9 protein-coding genes are annotated in these 17107 nt (G+C 69.3%); 2 read left to right on the plus strand and 7 right to left on the minus strand.

Annotated elements, in window-relative coordinates; all coding sequences use genetic code 11:
* Positions 1–11: 11 nt before the first annotated feature.
* Positions 12–1256 carry a chloride channel protein gene (locus tag H7F38_RS15860; protein WP_187090759.1) on the minus strand — a complete coding sequence of 415 codons (1245 nt, stop codon included), beginning with the start codon at positions 1254–1256 and terminating at the stop codon, positions 12–14.
* Between the two features lie 96 nt (positions 1257–1352).
* Here H7F38_RS15860 and argS point away from each other — a divergent pair, with 96 nt between their 5' ends.
* Positions 1353–3107 carry an arginine--tRNA ligase gene (gene argS / locus H7F38_RS15865; protein ID WP_187090760.1) on the plus strand — a complete coding sequence of 585 codons (1755 nt, stop codon included), beginning with the start codon at positions 1353–1355 and terminating at the stop codon, positions 3105–3107.
* 7 nt (positions 3108–3114) lie between these two features.
* Here the strand turns inward: argS and H7F38_RS15870 are convergent, their stop codons facing one another.
* From H7F38_RS15870 to H7F38_RS15890, 5 genes are all read right to left on the minus strand, one after another.
* Entirely contained in the window at positions 3115–4362 is a 1248-nt protein-coding gene (locus H7F38_RS15870; RefSeq protein WP_187090761.1) for a hypothetical protein, read from the minus strand.
* Between the two features lie 44 nt (positions 4363–4406).
* Positions 4407–6668 (minus strand): 1,4-alpha-glucan branching protein GlgB, encoded by a 2262-nt coding sequence (glgB, locus tag H7F38_RS15875; protein WP_187090762.1) that lies wholly within the window; start codon positions 6666–6668, stop codon positions 4407–4409.
* The gene (locus H7F38_RS15880) at positions 6668–8071 is read right to left on the minus strand and encodes a hypothetical protein (protein WP_222618113.1); all 1404 of its coding nucleotides are present in this window, start codon (positions 8069–8071) and stop codon (positions 6668–6670) included. The genes glgB and H7F38_RS15880 overlap by 1 nt, the downstream gene beginning before the upstream one ends.
* A 4-nt stretch (positions 8072–8075) precedes the next feature.
* Positions 8076–9872: a maltose alpha-D-glucosyltransferase gene (treS, locus tag H7F38_RS15885; RefSeq protein WP_187090763.1), complete on the minus strand. Its 1797-nt coding sequence runs from the start codon at positions 9870–9872 to the stop codon at positions 8076–8078.
* An 88-nt stretch (positions 9873–9960) separates the two neighbouring features.
* Positions 9961–12021, minus strand: coding sequence for an alpha-1,4-glucan--maltose-1-phosphate maltosyltransferase (locus H7F38_RS15890; protein ID WP_222618114.1), 2061 nt, complete (start codon positions 12019–12021; stop codon positions 9961–9963).
* Between the two features lie 211 nt (positions 12022–12232).
* Between H7F38_RS15890 and glgP the strand changes: the two genes are divergently transcribed.
* The gene (glgP, locus tag H7F38_RS15895; RefSeq protein ID WP_187090765.1) at positions 12233–14812 is read left to right on the plus strand and encodes an alpha-glucan family phosphorylase; all 2580 of its coding nucleotides are present in this window, start codon (positions 12233–12235) and stop codon (positions 14810–14812) included.
* A gap of 126 nt (positions 14813–14938) precedes the next feature.
* Here the strand turns inward: glgP and glgX are convergent, their stop codons facing one another.
* Positions 14939–17095 carry a glycogen debranching protein GlgX gene (gene glgX / locus H7F38_RS15900; RefSeq protein WP_187090766.1) on the minus strand — a complete coding sequence of 719 codons (2157 nt, stop codon included), beginning with the start codon at positions 17093–17095 and terminating at the stop codon, positions 14939–14941.
* Positions 17096–17107 lie beyond the last annotated feature (12 nt).

Below are 17107 nucleotides of genomic sequence, written 5' to 3' on the forward strand. Positions count from 1 at the left end.
CGACCCGGCGGCTACTGATCCGCCGGTGCAGGACATCGGCGGAGCAGGAGTTCTGAGGTATACATCGCGCCGGCCACCGCGAGTGCCATCGGGACCACCAGATCCAGGCCGGTCCCGGTGAACTCGAGGAGGAGCACGACCGCGCACAGTGGGGCGCGCAGCGTGGTGGCCAGGACTGCGGCGGCGCCGATCATCGCGAACCCGGCGACCGGTGTGCCCGGCCAGAGGATCGAGTACGCCGTCCCGGTCAGCGTGCCGAGCAGTGCACCGGTGGCCAGCGCGGGTGTCAGGAGTCCGCCGTTGGCTCCGGCGGCCAGCATGCCGGTGGTGACGAGCGGCTTCAGCACCAGCAGGACGCCGACCGTGCCCAGCGCAAGCGTGCCGTCGAAAGCGAGTTGCGCCACACCCTTCCCGTTGCCGAGGAGCTGTGGGAAGGCGATCGACAGTGCCCCGAGTCCGGTGAACGCCGCGGTGATCACCAGCGGCAACTGCCAGCCGTGAGGTGCCGCCGACCGTCCCAGGGTGGCGAGACGGTTGAACGTCCAGCCGATCAGGCCTGCGACGGGTCCGAGCAGAAGGGCGAAAACCAGCTCGTTGGACCGGAATGTGACGTGGGCCAGCAGATAGGTCGGTCGGTCCGAGAGCACCGGCCAGGCCGTTGCGGTCGCCACGGCGGCGCTGAGCAGCGCCGGCACCACATCGGCGAGCTGCGCAGAGACCAGCAGGATTTCCAGGGTGAACAGCGCGCCGCCGAGGGGCACGTTGTAGACAGAGGCCAATCCGGCCCCCGCGCCGCAGGCCACGATGGTCCGTCGTTGCCCGACGGAGACTCCGGCCCGGTCCGCCAGCCAGGCGGCCAGTGCGGCGCCCAACTGGCGTGGGGCGCCCTCACGTCCGAGGGAGGCTCCGAATCCCACGGCGATCACCTGCAGTGACGCCTCCGCCGTCGTGGCCGGCACGGGCAGTCGCAGACCGGGGGAGGCCAGGGCTTCCTCCACGGTGCACGAGGCGGGCCTCGACCGGCGGAGCGCCCACCAGCCGGTGCCGACGATTGCACCGCCCAGGGCCAGGGCCAGCACCCGGCGGGCCGGCGAAGCCCGCTCGACCCCGGTGAGGAAGGTCGCCTCGGTGTAGCCGAAGGCCAGATGCTGCACCAGGTGCAGCAGCAGGGTGAGCGCCACGCCGCCGATGCCGGCGGCCAACCCCGTCAGGACGGCCAGCACCATCACGCGTGGACGCAACGCCTCGCCGATCACCGCGGAGGCTCGCGGTGCCGGGTCGTCGGCCGGTGAAAACCGTGCCAGCTGATGGCCACCTCCACTCGTTCCCGCCCAGGAACGTACCGTGCACCCATGCACGCGCTATCGACCACCGACCCCAAGTCAACCCTGTCCGCCCGCGTCCAGGAGGCGATCGAGGTTGCATTCGGCGCCGAGTACGCCGGGACCGACGCGGTGATCCGCCCGTCGCAGTTCGCCGACTACCAGGCGAATGCGGCATTGCCGCTGGCCAAGAGGCTCGGCCGCAAACCCCGCGAGGTGGCCGCCGACATCGTCGCGGCCCTTCAGGTCGACGACCTCTGCGCGGGGCTGGAGATCAGCGGGCCCGGGTTCATCAACCTGACGCTCCGCGACGAGGCGATTGCCGACCGGTCGAACGCGCAGTCGGCCGATCCACGGCTCGGCCTGCCGGTCCTGACCGCCCAGCGGATCGTCGTCGACTACTCGGCACCGAACGTCGCGAAGGAGATGCACGTCGGGCACCTGCGGACGACGGTCGTCGGCGACGCACTGGCCCGGACGCTGGAGCACCTCGGCCACCAGGTGATCCGGCAGAACCACATCGGTGACTGGGGAACGCCTTTCGGGATGCTGCTGGAGCACCTGCTGGATGTGGGGGAGCACGGCGACGACGCCGGGCTGCTGCGCTCGGACCCGAACTCCTTCTACCAGTCGGCCCGCAACAAGTTCGAGGGATCGACGGAGTTCGCCGGCCGGGCCAGGGCCCGCGTGGTGGCACTGCAGGCGGGGGAGCCGAACACGCTGCGGCTCTGGCAGGAACTGATCGATCTGTCCAAGACTTACTTCAACCAGATCTACACGGCCCTGGACGTCACCCTGACCGACGACGACCTGATGGGCGAGAGCCGCTACAACGAAAGCCTTTCCGCTCTGTGCGACGAACTGGAGCAGAAGGGTCTGGCGGTCGTCAGCGAGGGTGCGCTCTGCGTCTTCCTGGAGGGCTTCACCGGGCGCGAGGGCAAACCGGTCCCGCTGATCATCCGCAAGAGCGACGGCGGTTACGGCTACGGCACCACGGATCTGGCCACCATCCGCTACCGGGCCCGGCAACTGCACGCGGACCGGATCCTCTACGTCATCGGCGCGCCGCAGCACCTGCATCTGCAGATGGTCTTCGCCACCGCCCGGCTGGCCGGTTGGCTGCCCGAGGACGTCCACCCCGTCCACGTGCAGATCGGCAACGTCCTCGGCCAGGACGGCAAGATCCTCAAGACCCGCAGCGGGGCGCCGATCAGGCTCGGCGTCCTGCTGGAGGAGGCCGTCGACCGGGCCGCCGCCGTGGTGGAGAAGATCCGTCCGGACCTCGACGACCGCACCAGGGCCGACATCGCAAGACAGGTCGGCATCGGTGCCGTCAAGTACGCGGACCTGTCGCTGGCCCACGACACCGAGTACACGTTCGACTTCGACCGGATGCTCGCGCTGACCGGCAACACCGGGCCGTACCTGCAGTACGCGTCGGCCCGGATCCGGTCGATCCTGCGGAAGGCGACCGACACCTCCGATCAGGACGCTTTTCCGGGGACGATCGAGGTCGGCCAGCCCGCCGAGCGTCGACTTGCGTTGGAACTCCTGGGGTTCGGCGGCGTCGTGGCCGAGGTCGGCGACACCCTGGAACCGCACCGACTGTGCGCCTACCTGTTCTCGCTGGCGCAGGCGTTCACCGGCTTCTACGACGCGTGCCCGGTGCTCAAGGCACCCGACCCGGCCGTGCGTTCCTCCAGGCTCGCCCTGTGCGACCTGACGCTACGGGTGCTCGTGGTCGGTCTCGGCCTGCTCGGCGTGTCTGCGCCCGAGCAGATGTAGCCCGGCCTCACCTCCCGCTGCAGCCGGTCCAGCCCTTGGCGAAGCCGTCGGCATAGGCCCCGAGTTCGCTGAAATCGGCCGCCGGCCGGGCCCGCAGCATGTTCAGGGCCTCGTCGGCGTCGCCGCCCCAGGAACCGAGGGCGCCGGTCTTCGCGTGACCGAACACCGAGGCCGTCCAGGCGCCGGTGAAGCAGGCGGCGCCATCGGCGGATCCGGTCGCCGACCGTCCGGCGGCCAGTGCCAGGGTGGCCGCCTCGGCGAACTGGCCGTACGGTTGCGCCGCCGTCAGGTCGGCGGCCGATGGTGCAGCGGAGGAGGCAGATCCCCTGTTGGGCAGCACTTCCTGCAGGAAGGCCGACACCGAGGTCCGCGCCGCAGCCAGGGTCGCGGCGGGGCCGGCGAACCGGTCGGCCGCGGGGGTATCGACGAGGCCGGCGCGGCCCAGGGTCGGCGTCATCGCGGCTCTGGTCAGGGCGTGGCAGGCCGCCGGACCCTGCCGGTAGCCGAGCAGCACCGCGGTGAGGCGGTCCACCGCGAGCCCGTGGGCCGTGGCATCGCCGACCGGCACGCCGACCGGATCACCGAAGTCCAGCAGGGGGGCCACCGCCCGCACCATCGAGGACTCGGGCAGCCGGATGTGTTCGGCGTGTCCCGCCACCGCCCACGACAGCAGCGCGCCGGCGAAACAGTCTCCCTGTGCCTCGATCAGGATCGTCGGGTAGAGCGTCGGGTGGGCGCTGCGGTCGGCCGCCGTCGGCCCGATCCGCGCCTGCATGGCGTGTCCGAACTCGTGGGCGAACGCCGCCGTCAGGCCGCCGACCCCGTAGTGGCCGATCAGCACGGGCACGAGGCCGGCCGAGTCGTAGACGATGGCATCGCCCGTCGGGCAGTAGTAGGCGTTGCCGCTGATCTGATCGGGGGAGCTGACGCAGTAGGACGTCCCGCTCGCTGCGGTCGAGTCGATGGACACGTATCCGCCCGCCAGTGGGACGAATCGCTTGCCGAAGTCGGCGGGCAGGGCGGCCGCCCAGAACGCCCCGACGTCGGACAGCACCCCGGCCACCATGGCGTCGTCCAGGCCGCCGGTGACGGTGGGTACGCCGACGTGCCGGATGGCCAGCGGCGGCGCGGCGACATCGATCCCGGCGATCCTCTCGGCCGCGGCCGGCGATCCGGAGACCGTCCGGTACCGCGGGCCCACCGCGATGACGATCAGCAGGATCACCAGCACGGACGTCAGGGCCGCGCCGGGCACGATGGCCCGGCGCGACCGTCGCCCCGACCGGGCAGCCGGTCGGGTCAGGACCGGGGGGCCGATTCGGGGACCAGCCAGAGCGCGCCCAGTGGCGGCACCATCAGGGTCGCGGAGGACGGCTGTCCGTGCCAGGCATCGTCGGCCGCGACGACGGCGCCCAGATTGCCCACCCCGGAACCGCCGTAGGTGGTGGAGTCGGTGTTGACCGCCTCCCTCCAGACGCCGCCGAACGGCAGACCCACCCGATAGCCGGTGTGCGGCTGGGGCGAGAAGTTGACGACGCAGACCAGCGCGGAACCGTCGGATCCCCACCGCAGGAAGGCGAGCACGTTGCCGTCCCGGTCGTTGGCGTCGATCCAGCTGAAGCCGTTCGGCGTGAAATCCTGGGAGTAGAGCGCCGGACTGCTCGTGTAGACCCGGTTCAGGTCGCCGATCATCGTCCGGATGCCGTCGTGGAGCGGGTACTCCCGCAGCTGCCACGGGACCTGCACGGTCTCGCTCCACTCCCACGGGGTGCCGAGTTCCTGACCCATGAAGAGGAGCTGCTTGCCGGGATGGGCCCACATGTAGGCGTAGTAGGCCCGGAGGGTGGCGGCCTTCTGCCACTCGTCACCGGGGATCTTGGACCAGAGCGAACTCTTGCCGTGCACGACCTCGTCGTGGGAGATGGGCAGCACGAACTGCTCGGTGTAGGCGTACATCATCGAGAAGGTCAGCTCGTTGTGGTGCCAGCCGCGGTAGATCGGATCCCGGGCGATGTAGGCCAGGGTGTCGTGCATCCAGCCCATGTTCCACTTCAGGTGGAACCCGAGACCGCCCAGGTGGGTGGGACGTGTGACGCCCGGCCAGGCCGTCGACTCCTCGGCGATCATCAGCGCACCGGGGATCCGCTTGCCGACGGTGGCATTGGTCTCCTGCAGGAACGCCACGGCATCGAGGTTCTCCCGGCCGCCGTAGATGTTCGGCAGCCACTCGCCGTCCTTGCGGGAGTAGTCCAGGTACAGCATCGAGGCGACCGCATCGACCCGCAGACCGTCGAGGTGGAACTCCTCCAGCCAGTACAGGGCGTTCGCGACCAGGAAGTTGCGGACCTCGCGTCGGCCGAAGTCGAAGACAAGGGTGCCCCAGTCGGGCTGCTCGCCGCGGCGTGGGTCGGCGTGCTCGTAGAGCGCGGTGCCGTCGAACTTCCCGAGCGCCCACTCGTCCTTCGGGAAGTGTGCGGGCACCCAGTCGAGGATGACGCCGATCCCGGCCCCGTGCAGCCGATCGATGAGATACCGGAAGTCGTCCGGCGACCCGAACCGCGGGTCCGGCGCGTAGTAGGAGGTCACCTGGTAGCCCCACGAGCCGCCGAACGGATGCCCGGCCAGCGGCAGGAACTCCAGGTGCGTGAAACCGGTCTCGGCCAGGTCCTGCACCAGTGCGTCGGCCATCTCGCGGTAGTCGATGTCGGTGCGCCAGGATCCGGCGTGGATCTCGTAGATCGACATCGGCTCCAGCAGATGGTTGGTGGCTGCCCGCTTCTGGATCCAGTCGGAGTCGGTCCACTCGTAGCTGCTGGTGGTGACCACCGAGGCGGTCGCCGGTGGGATCTCCGCGCCGAACGCCATCGGGTCGGCCTTCTCGCGCCAGACGCCGTCCTGGCCGAGGATCTGGAACTTGTACCGGGTCCCGGTCCCCACGTCGGGCAGGAAGACCTCCCAGACGCCGGAGGAGCCGAGCGAGCGCATCGGCTGACCAGCGCCCGACCAGTGATCGAAGTCGCCGCTGACCCGGACGCCGCGGGCGTTCGGGGCCCAGACGGCGAACGAGGTGCCGGTGACGCTGCCGATCGGGGTGTCGTAGCTGCGGACGTGGGCGCCCAGCACCGTCCAGAGGAACTCGTGCCGGCCCTCGCCGATCAGGTGCAGGTCGATCTCTCCCAGCGTGGGCAGCCAGCGATACGGGTCGTCCACCTCGTAGGAGATGTCGCCGTCGGTACCGGGGTAGACGACCCGCAGACGGTAGTCCGCCGGAGGCCCCGGGATCGTCACGGCGAAGACTCCGCCGTGCACGTGCTCCAGGGGTACCTCGGTGCCCTCGGTCAGCATGGTGACCGACTTCGCATGGTGCCGCAGGGTGCGGACGATGGTGGTGCCGTCCGGCTGGGGATGCGTGCCCAGGATCCCGTGCGGGTTGTGGGTGTCGCCCCCGATGAGCTTCTCGTACTCGTCGATGGTCGGGCCCTGCGGTACGGCGGGTGTCACCGGCGGCGTCTCGGCGACCGGTGCCACGGCCGGCGTGCTCGGCGTACTCGGACCGCTCATCATTTGCCTCCGGTGTTGATCAGTCTGACTACTGCTTGCAGCGGGATCGGTTCCCAGCTCGGCCGGTGACCATGCTCGTAGGCGACCTCGTAGACGGCCTTGTCCAGTTCGAACGCGGCCAGCAGCGAGCCCATGTGTCGCGGGTCGTGACCGGCCACCGCGGCGTACCCGTCGCAGAAGGCCGCGCGGTTCCGTGCGGCCCACTCCTGCGCACGGTAGGCGTGCTGCGAGTCGGCCGCACCTCCGGAATGGTTGGCCGCGTAGTCGAACGAGCGCAGCATCCCGGCGATGTCGCGCAACGGTGAGTGCATGGCCCGGCGGTAGCCCAGCGATTTGGACGGCTCGCCCTCGAAATCGATGATGGCCCAACCGGTCAGCGTCCGCAGCGTCTGCCCCAGCTGCAGGTCGCCGTGGATGCGCTGGACCCTGAGCCCGGTGGCGGAGGAATCGGCGCGGTGGAAGGCCGACCTGATCTCCGGCAGGTGGGTGGCCACCGACGGCACGTGCGCGGCCACCGCCTCCGCGCCGGCGACCATGGTGTTGATCAGGTCGGCCACCGCGTGGTCGTCCAGATCGTCGGTACCGAACGCGGTCGCCAGGTCGGCGTGCACCTCGGCGACGGCCCGGCCCAGACGCCGGGATTCCGAGGCGAAGTCACCGCCCACCTCGTCGGCCCGCAGGTCGCCCTCGGCCATCAGATCGCGAACGCTGGCGGTGGCCATCGCCCAACCCTCGGCACTGTTGGCGAAGAAGCCGGTCAGCAGTCCCAGCGTCGTGCGCTCACCGGCCACCGGACCCTCGACCACGCCCAGCGCCTCCGCGATGTGGGCGGAACCGGCGGCCTGCAGGGCACGGTGCACCTCCGCATCGGGATTGAGCCCCGGTTCGAGACGGCGGAACACCTTCAGGATGCTCGAGTGTCCGTACACGATGGAGGTGTTGGACTGCTCGGCTCCGATCACCAACCCGGCACCCGATGTGTCGATGACGGCACCGGCTTCGGGGATGAACTCGATGTCCCCGACGGACACGTCGTCGGCGATGTTCGACAGCACGAGAGCGGAGACCTGGGCATCGTGCAGGGCGTCGTAGGCGAACCGGCCGCCGACCTCGCCGATGACCACGTGTGCGAACTGCTCCGGGTAGTGCTCGCTCCAGCCCACCCACAGCTGGTAGCGCTGGGCCCCGGCGGGGGAGGGCACCGTGAACAGGACCTGCTCCACCGACCGGCCGTCCAGGACGGCGATCGCCGTCCTGGCCTCGATGGTCACCGCGGCCGGGACATCGCCCTTCTGCGCGAACCACCTCTGCCCCGGTAGCCATTCTGCGAGCAGGACCGCGAGGTCACCGCCGTCCTGATATCCGGTCGCGTTCGTGCTGAATTCCGACATCTGGTCGCTCATCCGCTCAGGACACCTCCTGTTCGATGTAGTCGGGTTCGCCGCCGCGCCCGGACTGGTGCTGCTCCGGGTCGGTGATGTCGAACCAGTAGAAGCCGTGCCCCGGAAGGGTCAGCAGGTACGGCAGTTCCCCGATCGCCGGGAACGGGGTTCCGCCGGTCAGCTCCACCGGCACCGAGCCGGTGTGCTCCCGCAGGTCGAGTTCGACGGGCTGCGGGAAACGCGAGAGATTGTTGACGCACAGCACAATTCCCCCCTGGCCGCCGTCCGTACCGGCGTAGGAGCGCATGTACGACAGCACGGTCGGGTTGGACCCGCCGAGATCGGAGAACTCGCCGAGGGCGAAAGCCGGGTGCTGCTTGCGGATCTCGATCCTCCGCCTGGTCCAGTGCAGCAGCGAGGCAGTCGTGTTCATCTGTGCCTCGACGTTCACCGTCTGGAAGCCGTAGACCGGATCCATGATGGCCGGCAGGTAGAGCCGCGCCGGGTCGGACCGGGAGAACCCGGCATTGCGGTCGGGGGACCACTGCATCGGTGTGCGGACGCCGTCGCGGTCACCGAGCCAGATGTTGTCCCCCATGCCGATCTCGTCCCCGTAGTACAGACAGGGAGACCCGGGGAGCGAGAGCAACATCGCGGTGAACAGTTCCTGGGAGTTCCGGTCGTTGTCGAGCAGGGGGGCCAGACGACGCCGGATGCCGATGTTCGCCTTCATCCGCGGGTCACGCGCGTACTCGTTCCACATGTAGTCGCGGTCCTCGTCGCTGACCATTTCCAGGGTGAGCTCGTCGTGGTTCCGCAGGAAGATTCCCCATTGGGAGGTCGAGGGAATGGACGGCGTCTGGGCCAGGATCTCCGAAATCGGAAAACGCGACTCCCGTCGGGCCGCCATGAAGATGCGCGGCATCAGCGGGAAATGGAAACACATGTGGCACTCGTCGCCGCCGACGGCCGGGTCGCCGTAGTAGTCGACGACGTCGGACGGCCACTGGTTGGCCTCGGCGAGCAGGATCCGCCCCGGGTATTCGTCGTCGACGACCTTGCGGCAGCGCTTGAGGAACGCGTGGGTCTCCGGCAGGTTCTCGCCGTTCGTACCCTCGCGGACGTACAGGTAGGGGACCGCGTCCAGCCGGAAACCGTCGATGCCCAGGTCGAGCCAGAACCTCATGATATCGATGAGGGCGTCGCCGACCGCCGGGCAGTCGAAGTTCAGATCGGGCTGGTGGGAGAAGAAGCGGTGCCAGAAGTACTGCTTGCGCACCGGGTCGAACGTCCAGTTGCTCGGTTCGGTGTCGACGAAGATGACCCGGGCGTCGGGGTACCCGGTGTCGTCGTCGGCCCAGACGTAGTAGTCCCCGTAGGGACCGTTGGGATCGCTGCGCGACTCCTGGAACCAGTGGTGGCTGTCGCTCGTGTGATTCATCACCAGATCGGTGATGATGCGGATGCCGCGGTCGTGGCAGGCGTGGATGAGAGCGGCGAAATCCTGGACGGTGCCGAATTCGGGGAGCACCTTGCGGTAGTCCCGGATGTCGTACCCGCCGTCACGCAGAGGCGAGTCGTAGAACGGGGGGATCCACAGGCAGTCGACCCCCAACCACGACAGGTAGTCGAGTTTGTCGATGAGTCCCCGGATGTCGCCGGTCCCGTCACCGTTGGAATCGGAGAAGGTACGAATCAGGACCTCGTAGAACACCGCCCGTTTGTACCATTCCGGATCCGGCGGCAGGCTGGCCCTCCCGGTCTCCAGATCGGTGGAGTCGGAAGGAGATTCCTGCTCGGGGCGTCCGACGGTCTCGGTCATGCTCACCTTTCCTGGTGGTCTGCGGCAGGGTGCCCACAGTCTCGACGATTCCCCGGGTTGGAGCCTGGCAATCCCCCGGACGGAGGCGTCAGTATCGCCGCACCGTCAGGATGTGGGCGACGCGGCGGGCCGGTTCCAGACCGACCATGTCTCGGCCGGTCCAGTGGTACACCTCGCCGGACAGCTGATCGACGACCTGGAAGCTCTCACCCCACTGCAGTCCGAGGGCCGGGAGGTGGAGATCGGTTTCACCCCAGTGGATTCCCGTCGATTCGAGGCAGATGACGACCAGCACCACGTCATCGGTCTGCTGGTCGCGGCGGGAGTAGCACAGAATCGAGTCGTTCGAGATCCCGTGGAACCAGAGGCCGGACAGATGCTGCAGCGCACGGTGTTCGCGACGGATCTCGTTCAACCGCTGGATCAGCGGCTCCAACGATCGGCCCTGCTCGACCGCGGCCTGGTAGCCGCGTGGCCGCAGTTGGTACTTCTCCGAATTCTTGAACTCCTCGCTGCCCGGCCGGACGGCCTCGTGCTCGAACAACTCGTAGCCCGAGTAGCAGCCCCAGCTGGGCGACATGGTGGCGGCCAGCACCGCGCGGATGGCGAACATGGCCTGGCCGCCGAACTGCAGGGACGCGTGCAGGATGTCCGGCGTGGTCGGGAAGAAGTTGGGCCGCATGTGATCTGCCGAGTTGACCAGCTCCACGCCGTAGTCCGTCAGCTCCTGCTTCCCGGTCCGCCAGGTGAAGTACGTGTAGGACTGGGTGAACCCGACGCGTCCCAGTTCGTGCATCATCGCCGGCTTGGTGAACGCCTCGGCCAGGAACAGCACCTCGGGGTGCTCCAGGTGCACCTGGGCGATCAGCCATTCCCAGAAGTTGATCGGCTTGGTGTGGGGGTTGTCGACCCGGAACACCTTGATGCCGTGGGAGATCCAGAACGTGACCACTCTCAGCACCTCGGCGTAGATGCCGGGCGGATCGTTGTCGAAGTTGACCGGGTAGATGTCCTGGTACTTCTTCGGCGGGTTCTCGGCGTACGCGATCGAGCCGTCCGGGCGGGTGGTGAACCACTCCGGATGCGATGTCACCCACGGATGGTCCGGCGCGCACTGCAACGCCAGGTCCAGGGCGACCTCGAGCCCGAGTTCCTCGGCAGCGGCGACGAAGTCGTCGAAGTCCTCGATCGTGCCGAGTTCCGGATGCACGGCATCGTGACCGCCGGCGGCCGAGCCGATCGCCCACGGCGAACCGACGTCGCGCGGGTCGGGGTTGATCGTCCCGCCCGGCTCCAGCGCACTGTTGCGGCCCTTGCGGTTGACCTCGCCGATCGGGTGGATGGGCGGGAGGTAGACGATGTCGAACGCCATCCGCGCGATCCTGGGGAGTTCCAGGGTGGCGTCGGCGAACGTGCCGTGCCGCAACGGAAGGCCGTCCTCGTCGATCTGGGCACCGCTGGAACGGGGGAAGAACTCGTACCAGGAACCGAACTCGGCGAGCGGTCGGTCGACCCAGACCTGCACCGGGGACGAGCGGGTGATCAATTCGCGGATGGGGTCGGCGACCAGCACCGGCCAGAGGTCGCCGGACAGCGCGGGACCGATCCGCTCGGCCACCGGAAGAGCGGTGTTGCCCAGTGCGGCGACCGCGGCCCTGATCGCCGGGGCGTGGCGCTGGCGCGGACGGCGGCCGATTCGTTCCAGCAGGATCACCCCGGTGGCCAGATCGTTGGCCATCTCCTGCCCGGACTGCCCGGCGGCCGCCTTGGCCTCGACGGTGTGCCGCCAGGTGCCCAGTGGGTCGCTCCAGGCCTCGATGACCAGGGTCCAGACGCCCTGCCGGTCGGGAGTGACCTGGGCGTGGAAGCGGTCCGTGCCCGGGATTCCGGCTGTCATCCGGAGCAGTGGGCCGGCGGGGGTCTGCGGAGCCTTCCGGCGCCCGGCGACGGCTGCACCGGCCGGTACTTCGGCCGGGGACCCCGACGATCCGGTGGGGCCCTTCCAGACCACGTTGGCCGCGACCGCGTCGTGACCCTCGCGGAACACGGTCGCCGCGACGTCGACGACCCCGCCGACCACGGCCTTGGCGGGGTAGCGGCCTCCGGCCACACTGGGGGAAACGTCCATCAATCCGATTCGTCCGGCCACGGCGTCAACCTACCGGGAGGCCCCAGGGCCCTGCGACGGGCGACCCCCGCCCCGGCGCGTCGCCCGGCGCGTCGCCCGGCCCGGAAACGGCGAGGACGATGCTCCTGCTGAATCGATCCCGCACCGCGCACTTCGGGAGAATCGTTACATTCCGTTGAACAGTCGACGGGCAAATTCGCGAACGGCGCCGGACCCAGTAGATTTTCTTCTTGTGAAGGCTCTCCGACGGTTCACCGTCCGCCCCCAGTTGCCCGAGTCGCTGCTGCCGCTCGGGGCGCTCATCCGAAATCTGCGCTGGTCCTGGCATCCTGCGAGCCAGGATCTGTTCGCCGACATCGACCGTCCGCTGTGGGAACGCTTCGAGGGCGACCCGCTCAAGCTCCTCGGTGCCGTGTCGGTGGCCCGGCTGGAGGAGCTCGCCCGGGACCATCACTTCCTGGACCGGATGCACGGTCTGGCCGGCGACCTGAACTCCTACCTGAGCGAGCCCCGGTGGTACCAGCACCAGATCGAGATCGCCCCGGACGGGGTGGTGATGCCGAGCTCCATCGCCTACTTCTCGATGGAGTTCGGCGTTTCGGAGGTGCTCCCGATCTACTCCGGTGGCCTGGGCATCCTGGCCGGTGACCACCTCAAGTCGGCCTCCGACCTCGGCGTGCCGATCATCGGTGTCGGCCTGCTCTACCGCTACGGCTACTTCTGGCAGTCGTTGTCGGCCGACGGCTGGCAGCAGGAGCACTACCCCGCGCACGATCCCCAGGGCCTGCCGATCGAGCGGGTGCTGGGAGCCGACGGGGAGCAGCTCTCGGTCAGCGTGCCGATGCCGGGTGGCCGCGAGCTGACCGCCCGGATCTGGCAGGCGAACGTCGGAAGGGTGCCGCTGCTGCTGCTCGATGCCGACAACGAGTCCAACGACGACGAGCTCCGGTCGACCACCGACCGTCTCTACGGCGGCGACCAGGACCACCGCATCAAGCAGGAGATCCTGCTGGGCGTCGGCGGCGTCCGGGCCGTCAACGCGTTCTGCGAGGCCACCGGTCATGCGTTGCCCGAGGTATTCCACATGAACGAGGGCCACGCCGGCTTCCTCGGTCTGGAGCGCATCAGATCGCTGATCGCCTCCGACGGGCTGACCTGCAACGAGGCCGTCTCGGCCGTCCGTGCGGGCACCGTGTTCACCACGCACACCCCGGTGCCGGCCGGCATCGACCGCTTCCCGGTCGACCTGGTGCGGCACTACCTGGACGGCGACCACGAAGGGACCTCGAGACTGTTGCCCGGTCTCCAGGTCGACGACGTCATCGCGTTCGGGGCCGAGGACGACCCGTCCCGCTTCAACATGGCCCACATGGGTCTGCGGCTGGCGCAGCGGGCCAACGGGGTCGCCAAGCTCCACGGCGTCGTCTCCCGTGAGATGTTCGCCGGCCTGTACCCCGGCTTCGAGCCGGAGGAGGTGCCGATCGGGTCGGTGACGAACGGCGTACACCTGCCCAGCTGGGCGGCCAGGGAGATGTACGACGTCGCCGGCGACATGTCCGACTGGCAGGATCTCGCGTCGGCCTCGGAGTGGCCGGCCGCCGGCCGGGTCAGCGCCGAACGTCTCTGGGAGCTGCGGCAGACCCTGCGGGGCCGGCTCGTCACGATGGCCCGTTCGGCGGTCAAGCAGTCGTGGCTGCTGCGGGGCAGTTCGTCGGCCGAACTCGGCTGGACCGAGACGATCCTGGATCCGGAGATCCTGACCATCGGGTTCGCCCGACGGGTCTCTACCTACAAGCGTCTGACGCTGATGCTGCGCGACCCCGCCCGTCTGAAGGCCATCCTGCTGAACCCGGACCGACCGGTGCAGATCGTCATCGCCGGCAAGGCCCATCCGGCCGACGAGTACGGCAAGCGATTCATGCAGGAGATGGTCAGGTTCGCCGACGATGCCGGTATCCGGCACCGGATCGCCTTCCTCCCCGACTACGACATGGGGATGGCCTCGGTCCTGTGCGCCGGCGCGGACGTCTGGCTGAACAACCCCATCCGCCCGCAGGAGGCGTCCGGCACGTCGGGGATGAAGGCGGCCCTGAACGGCTCGCTCAACCTGTCGATCTCCGACGGCTGGTGGGACGAGCTCTACGACGGTCAGGACGGGTGGAGCATCCCGACCGCCGACGGCATCGCCGACGAGCACCGCCGGGACGATCTGGAGGCCTCCGCCCTCTACGAGCTGATCGAGCAGCGGGTCGCCCCGCTCTTCTACAACCGCGGCGCGCAGGACCGTCCGGACGGTTGGGTCGAGAAGGTGCGGCACACGCTGTCCTACCTGGGGCCACGCGTCCAGGCGACCCGGATGGTGCGGGACTACGTGACCGGTTACTACTCGCCCGCAGCCACTTTCAGCCGGGCCACCACCAGCGACCTCACCGTCGCGAAGTCGCTCTCGGCCTGGAAGGACACGGTCCGGGAGGCCTGGCCGCGGATCCGCGTCACCAGCGTCGACACTTCCGGCATCGGTCAGGAGCCCTCGCTCGGCAACGTCATGACCGTCCGCGCCTACGTCGACCTCGGTGGCCTGGAGCCGGAGGACGTCGAGGTGCAGGCCGTCACCGGCCGGGTCGACGCCACCGAGCAGCTGCACGAGGTGACCACCATGCCGATGACGTTCGTCGGCAACGGCGACGGGTACCGCTACGAGGCGCAGCTGCCGCTGACCCGCTCCGGCGCGGTCGGGTACACGGTCCGGGTGCTTCCCAGGCACGAACTCCTGGCGTCTGCAGCCGAATTGGGGCTGGTCACGACTGCCTGATGGTTGTCACCATCCGGTAGCGGTGGAGCGGGTGCCAGGTGGGCCGGCTGCCAGGCGGAGCGGGAGGCGATACCGCTGTTGTATCGACGTGCGCGACAACGCCGCAGACGGCCCGCCTGGACCCGCTCAGGCCTCGGAGGTGCGGTGGGCGCGTAGGAGCCACAGCGTGCGCCCGGGCATCGTCATCTCCACGCCGGCGGACAGGGGGCTCGGGTCGGCCGGCCCGCCCGTCGGAGCGGCAGTGTCCAGCACCGGCGAATAGGCCTCGCCGTACGGCGCACCCGGGAGGGTGATCTCGATGTCCTGTGCGTCGGAATGCAGGACCAGCAACCACGAGTGGTCGGTCAGTGCGCCGCCGTCGGGGGAGTGTCCCCGCACATCCCGCCCGTCGACCCACATCTGCAGCGTGCGGCGGTCCCCGTCGAACCAGTCGGCATCGGTCATCCGTTCGCCGCTCTGGTTGAACCACACGAGGTCGGGGACCCCGTCTCCGCCGACCGGGGCGCGGCCCTCGAAGAATTCCCCTTGGTGCAGGGCCGGTGCCTCGGCCCGCACCGAGGCCGTCCGGCGGACGAACTCGAGCATCCGGGCGGCCGCCGTGTTCCGGTCGTCGTCATCCCGGTTCGTCACCGAGGACCAGTCGACCCAGCTGATCGCGTTGTCCTGGCAGTAGGCGTTGTTGTTGCCCTGCTGGGTACGCCACATCTCATCGCCGCCGAGCAGCATCGGGGTACCGGTGGACAGCAGCATGGTGGCGGCGATGTTGCGGGCCTGCCGCGCCCTGGTGGCCAGGATCGCCGGATCCGCCGTGGGACCCTCCGCACCATAGTTGGAGGACCGGTTGTTGTCGGTGCCGTCCCGGTTCCGCTCGCCGTTGGCCTCGTTGTGCTTGCCGTCGTAGGACACGACGTCCCGCAGGGTGAACCCGTCGTGGGCGGTGACGAAGTTGACCGAGGCCCACGGCCCGCGGGTCCCGCCGTAGAGGTCTTCCGAGCCGGACAGGCGGTACCCGAGTTCACGTACCCCGCCGACGCCGCGCCAGAAGTCCCGGATCGAGTCGCGGAAACGGTCGTTCCACTCCGCCCACTGCGTCCCGAAACGGCCGACGGCGTAGCCCTCGCCGGTGGCATCCCACGGCTCCGCGATCAGTTTGCAGCGGGAGAGCACGGGGTCGGCCGCAATGGCCGTGAGGACGGCCGATCCGGCGTCGAAGGCGCCGCCGCCCGGCCGGCCGAGCACCGAGGCCAGGTCGAACCGGAACCCGTCCACGCCGAGGTGGGTGGCCCAGTAGCGCAGCGAGTCGGTGATCATCCTGACCACCGTCAACGTCCGCGGATCGAGGGTCAGTCCGGTCCCGGTGATGTCGTGTCCGGACGGCAGGTAGTAGGTGTCCGGGGCCAGCCCGCGCCACGAGAGTTCCACCGGCAGATCGGATCCGCCCTCGCAGGTGTGGTTGTAGACCACGTCGAGCACCACCTCGATGCCGGCCGCGTGCAGCGTGTCGACCATCGCGGCGAACTCGGTGAGCTCCTGCCCGGGCACCGAGGCGTAGCCAGGGTGCACCGCGAAGAAGGACAACGTCGAGTAACCCCAGTAGTTGCGGCGTCCGGTGGCCGCCAGCCCCGGCTCGGCCGTGTGGGCGTGCACCGGCAGGAGTTGGAGCGTGGTGACCTTGAGCCTTCGCAGGTGGTCGACGATCACCGGGTGGGCGATGCCGGCGTAGGTGCCGCGCAGGGCGGCCGGTAGTTCCGGATGCAGCCGCGTCAGGCCGGCGACGTGGGCCTCGTAGATGACCGTGTGCTCCCACGGGACCCCTGGGCGTTCCCCGCGCACCCTGACCGGCTCGACGACGATCCCCAGCGGCACCTTGCCCAGGGTGTCGACCCCGACGGCGGACGCTGCCATCAGGTCGTAGTCGGTGGTGTCCACGCGCAGCGCGTAGGGGTCCAGCAGGATCTTTGATCGATCGCGGCCGTTGACCCGGTAGCCGTACCGCTGCCCGGCCCTGACCCCCGGTACGAAGGTGTGCCAGATGCCGTACCGCCTGTCCTGCAGGAGGATCGGCTGCTCGTTGCCCAGTGCGTCCACCAGGCACAGCTCGACGGAGTCGGCGTCGTCGGCGACCACCGCGAAGTTGGTGCCGCGATCGGTGAGCGTCGCGCCGAGCGGGAAGGGGTCGCCGGGGAACGGGCTGGATCCGGCCGGGACCGGCGTCGGGACACGGGATTTTCGGTCGGGGCCACCGCCCCGGGGCGCGGGGGACGCGGAGGAGACGGTCGACATGAACGGTGATTC

Origin of the sequence: Nakamurella sp. PAMC28650, from assembly GCF_014303395.1 — a bacterium.
Lineage (GTDB): Bacteria > Actinomycetota > Actinomycetes > Mycobacteriales > Nakamurellaceae > Nakamurella.